Raw genomic sequence first — 3,581 nt, forward strand, 5'->3', positions numbered from 1 at the left:
GGCTTACGCTGCCGCTCCGGGCTATCCAACAATACCGGGTCTTGAAGCGCCAAAGCGTTCAACCGGAGTTGTCATGCCACCTATCAACCGAGGTTTTTCCCAACGTCTGCATGTCGCGCTGGACATGGCTGGCGTGAAGAAAGGCCGCGGCCGCATCACCCAGCTGGCTGACCTCTTCGATGTCAGCCGGGAAACCGCCCGAAAATGGCTGAGTGATCTCGGCCTGCCCGAGCTGGAGCGCCAGATCGACATGGCGACACGCTTCGGGGTGAATTTCGAGTGGTTGGCCACGGGTCGCGGCGCCCCCAACGGGGCCACCGGCGTGCGCGAAAGCCCCGCCCTCTACCGCGCCGACTCACGGGAGCAGCTGCGCCTGGTCGGGCTCGTGAGCCGTCTACCCAAGGAACGCCGGAAGGCGCTCCTGGTGATCGTCGAGGCCCTGGCCGAGGCCGAATAGCGTCGGCGCTTTCCCCGCAACCCGGCCCTTTCTACGAAAAGCCTTAATCGTCACCGATATCCATGCCCGGAAAGAGCACCTCGGTGTATCCGAACTTGCCGAAATCAGTGATGCGCGAGGGGTAGAGGCGGCCGATGAGATGGTCGCACTCGTGCTGGACCACGCGGGCGTGGAAGCCTTCGGCCCGACGGTCGATAACCTCCCCTTGCGGTCCGATACCCTGATAGCGGATCAACGAGTAGCGATTCACCGCACCGCGTAGTCCGGGTACGGAGAGGCAGCCTTCCCACCCCTCTTCCATGTCTTGCGACAACGGAGTGATGACCGGATTGAGGAGGATGGTTTCCGGCACCGGCGGTGCATCCGGGTAACGCTCGCTGCTATCGAACCCGAAGATCACCAACTGCAGGTCCACGCCGATCTGGGGCGCCGCCAGGCCCACGCCACCGGCGTGGTGCATCGTGTCGAACATATCGACGATCAGGGCATCCAGCTCGGCACTGCCCACCATGGCGTCGGGGACGGCGGGGGCGACGCGCAGCAGGCGCTCGTCACCCATTTTCAGAATCTCGCGAATCATCGTTACCGCCAGGGGAGTGGGGATGGCTTGAGCATACGACGCCCGCCAGCCATTCGACCAATGGCTAATACGGCATACCCCTGCCACGCATTGACCCCCGTGACTGGGGAGACGACCCTTGTGCCATCCGCGAGGGGAGCCAACAACCATGCATAGCGCCATCCCGAAACCCAGCCCCGCAGGGAAGATCCTGTGGGCCGCCATCGCCATCGTCGGCGCCTGGTGCCTCGGTGTCGTCGCCCTGCGACGAGACGAACCCATCAACGCCATCTGGCTGGTGACCGCGTCCATCGCGGTGTTCCTCATCGGCTATCGCTTCTATAGCCGGATGATCGCCACCGGCGTGCTGCAGCTCGACCCCTCGCGCGCCACGCCGGCCGTCCTGCGCAACGACGGCCTGGATTACGTCCCGACCGATCGTTGGGTGGTCTTCGGTCATCACTTCGCGGCCATCGCCGGCGCCGGCCCCCTGGTCGGCCCCGTTCTCGCCGCACAGATGGGTTACCTGCCCGGGACGCTCTGGATCCTGGTCGGCGTCGTCTTTGCCGGCGCGGTCCAGGACTTCATGATCCTTGGCCTGTCGCTCCGCCGGGATGGCCGCTCGCTCGGACACATGCTGCGCGAAGAGCTCGGCGAGGTACCCGGCGTGATCGCCATGGTCGGCGTGCTGGTGCTGATGATGATCGTGCTGGCGGTACTGGCGCTGGTCGTGGTCAAGGCACTGACGCATAGCCCCTGGGGCACGTTCACGGTCGCCGCCACCATTCCCATCGCGCTCCTGATGGGGGTGTACCTGCGCTATATCCGGCCCGGCCGAATCCTCGAGATCTCGATCATCGGCCTGATCCTGTTGCTCGCGTCGATCTGGTACGGCAAGACCGTCAACGACACGCCGACCATGGCCGCCCTGTTCGATTTCGATGCGAAATCGCTGGCATGGCTGCTGATCGGCTACGGCTTCTTCGCTTCGGTGCTCCCCGTGTGGCTGTTGCTCGCCCCACGCGATTACCTGTCCACCTTCCTGAAGATCGGCACGATCGCCCTGCTTGCCCTGGCCATCTTCCTGGCTGCGCCGACCCTGCAGATGCCCGCAGTGACCAAGTTCATCGACGGCACGGGCCCGGTTTTCTCCGGCAACCTGTTCCCCTTCCTGTTCATCACCATCGCCTGTGGCGCCGTCTCCGGCTGGCACTCGATCATCGCCTCCGGCACGACGCCCAAGCTGCTCGCCAACGAAGGCGAGGCGCGCATGGTCGGCTACGGCGGCATGCTGATGGAAGCCTTCGTTGCCATCATGGCGTTGATCGCCGCATCCTCCCTGCATCCAGGCGTCTACTTCGCGATGAACTCGCCCGGCGCACTCGTCGGGACGACCGTGGAACAGGCCGCACAGACGATCAGCACATGGGGCTTCATGGTCACGCCGCAAGAGCTCACCGAGACCGCGAAGAACATCGGTGAAGGCACCATCCTCGGACGCGCCGGCGGCGCCCCGACCCTGGCGGTCGGCATGGCGCAGCTCCTACACGGCATCCTTCCGGGCGAAGGCATGATGGCCATGTGGTACCACTACGCGATTCTCTTCGAAGCACTCTTCATCCTGACCACGGTGGACGCCGGGACCCGCGTCGGCCGTTTCATGATCCAGGAACTGGCGGGCATGGCGTATGCCCCGCTGAAGAAGACCGAGTCGTGGGTGAGCAACATCATCGCCACGGTGATCTGCGTCGGGCTATGGGGTTACTTCCTCTACCAGGGCGCGGTCGATCCACTGGGTGGCATCAACACCTTGTGGCCACTATTCGGCATCGCCAACCAGATGCTCGCCGCCATCGCGCTGATGCTCGCCACCCTGGTCACGGTGAAACTCAAACGCGAGCGCTACGTGCTCGTGCCCGGCGTGCCCGCCGCGTGGCTGGTCATCTGCACGCTCACCGCCGCCTGGCAGAAGCTGTTCGACGACAAGATCAGCTTCACCGCCGCCGCGCAGAAATACGCCGACGCCATGGCCTCGGGGAAGATGCTCGCACCCGCCAAGACGGCCGAAGAAATGCAGCGCATCGTCACCAACAATCGCGTCGACATGGCCCTCACTGGCCTGTTCATGCTGCTGGTGCTGACCATGCTGTTCTTTTCGCTCCGCGCGATTGTCCGAGCGTGGCGCGCCAACCATCCGACCGCGCACGAAGAGCCGTACGTCGCGCTGTCGAGTGTCACGCCGTGAGGAGATCGCCATGAGCGCGACGAATGCACGGGCAGGCGCCCGCTCGCTGTGGAAGTGGGCGGTACAAACCGCCCGCCTCTGCTGCGGCGTCCCGGATTACGATGTCTACGTGAAACACCTGCGTGAGCATCATCCCGAGCGGAAGATTCCCAGCTATGGGGAGTTCTTCCGCGAGCGGCAGGAGGCGAGGTATCGCGGGACTGGTGGGCGTTGTTGCTGAACTAAAAGGACAGCCGCTGACGCGACTCGTGTGTTGAGCGGCGTTCGCCGCCTCACGCTCGTGCTTCGTGGGATGCCGCGATCGGGTTGGCCCTTTGGGC

At 64.5% G+C, this 3,581-nt stretch carries 4 protein-coding genes; 3 read left to right on the forward strand and 1 reads right to left on the reverse strand.

Features of this window, described 5'->3' with window-relative positions:
* Window positions 1-457, forward strand: a 457-nt coding sequence (locus AC1DSN_RS19945; protein WP_477332425.1) for a hypothetical protein, incomplete at its 5' end; no start/stop codon positions are given.
* 43 nt (window positions 458-500) lie between these two features.
* Here the strand turns inward: AC1DSN_RS19945 and def are convergent.
* Window positions 501-1,037: a peptide deformylase gene (def, locus tag AC1DSN_RS19950; protein WP_213948609.1), complete on the reverse strand. Its 537-nt coding sequence runs from the start codon at window positions 1,035-1,037 to the stop codon at window positions 501-503.
* 148 nt (window positions 1,038-1,185) lie between these two features.
* On the opposite strand from def, the gene AC1DSN_RS19955 reads away from it, so the two are divergent.
* Together AC1DSN_RS19955 and AC1DSN_RS19960 are read left to right on the forward strand one after the other, a co-directional pair.
* Complete coding sequence (locus AC1DSN_RS19955; RefSeq protein ID WP_477332427.1) at window positions 1,186-3,261, forward strand: carbon starvation CstA family protein; 2,076 nt, start codon at window positions 1,186-1,188, stop codon at window positions 3,259-3,261.
* 10 nt (window positions 3,262-3,271) lie between these two features.
* On the forward strand, window positions 3,272-3,481 hold the full coding sequence (locus tag AC1DSN_RS19960) for a YbdD/YjiX family protein (protein ID WP_063572360.1): 210 nt from the start codon (window positions 3,272-3,274) through the stop codon (window positions 3,479-3,481).
* The last annotated feature ends 100 nt before the right edge of the window (window positions 3,482-3,581 follow it).

It is taken from the genome of Luteibacter sp. P4_D7_3 (assembly GCF_056401735.1).

What these genes read in the sequence shown, in the direction of transcription:
- AC1DSN_RS19960 (WP_063572360.1), top strand. Translation starts at nt 3,272, where the DNA reads ATGAGCGCGACGAATGCACGGGCAGGCGCCCGCTCGCTGTGGAAGTGG.
- def (WP_213948609.1), bottom strand. Translation starts at nt 1,037, where the DNA reads ATGATTCGCGAGATTCTGAAAATGGGTGACGAGCGCCTGCTGCGCGTC.
- AC1DSN_RS19955 (WP_477332427.1), top strand. Translation starts at nt 1,186, where the DNA reads ATGCATAGCGCCATCCCGAAACCCAGCCCCGCAGGGAAGATCCTGTGG.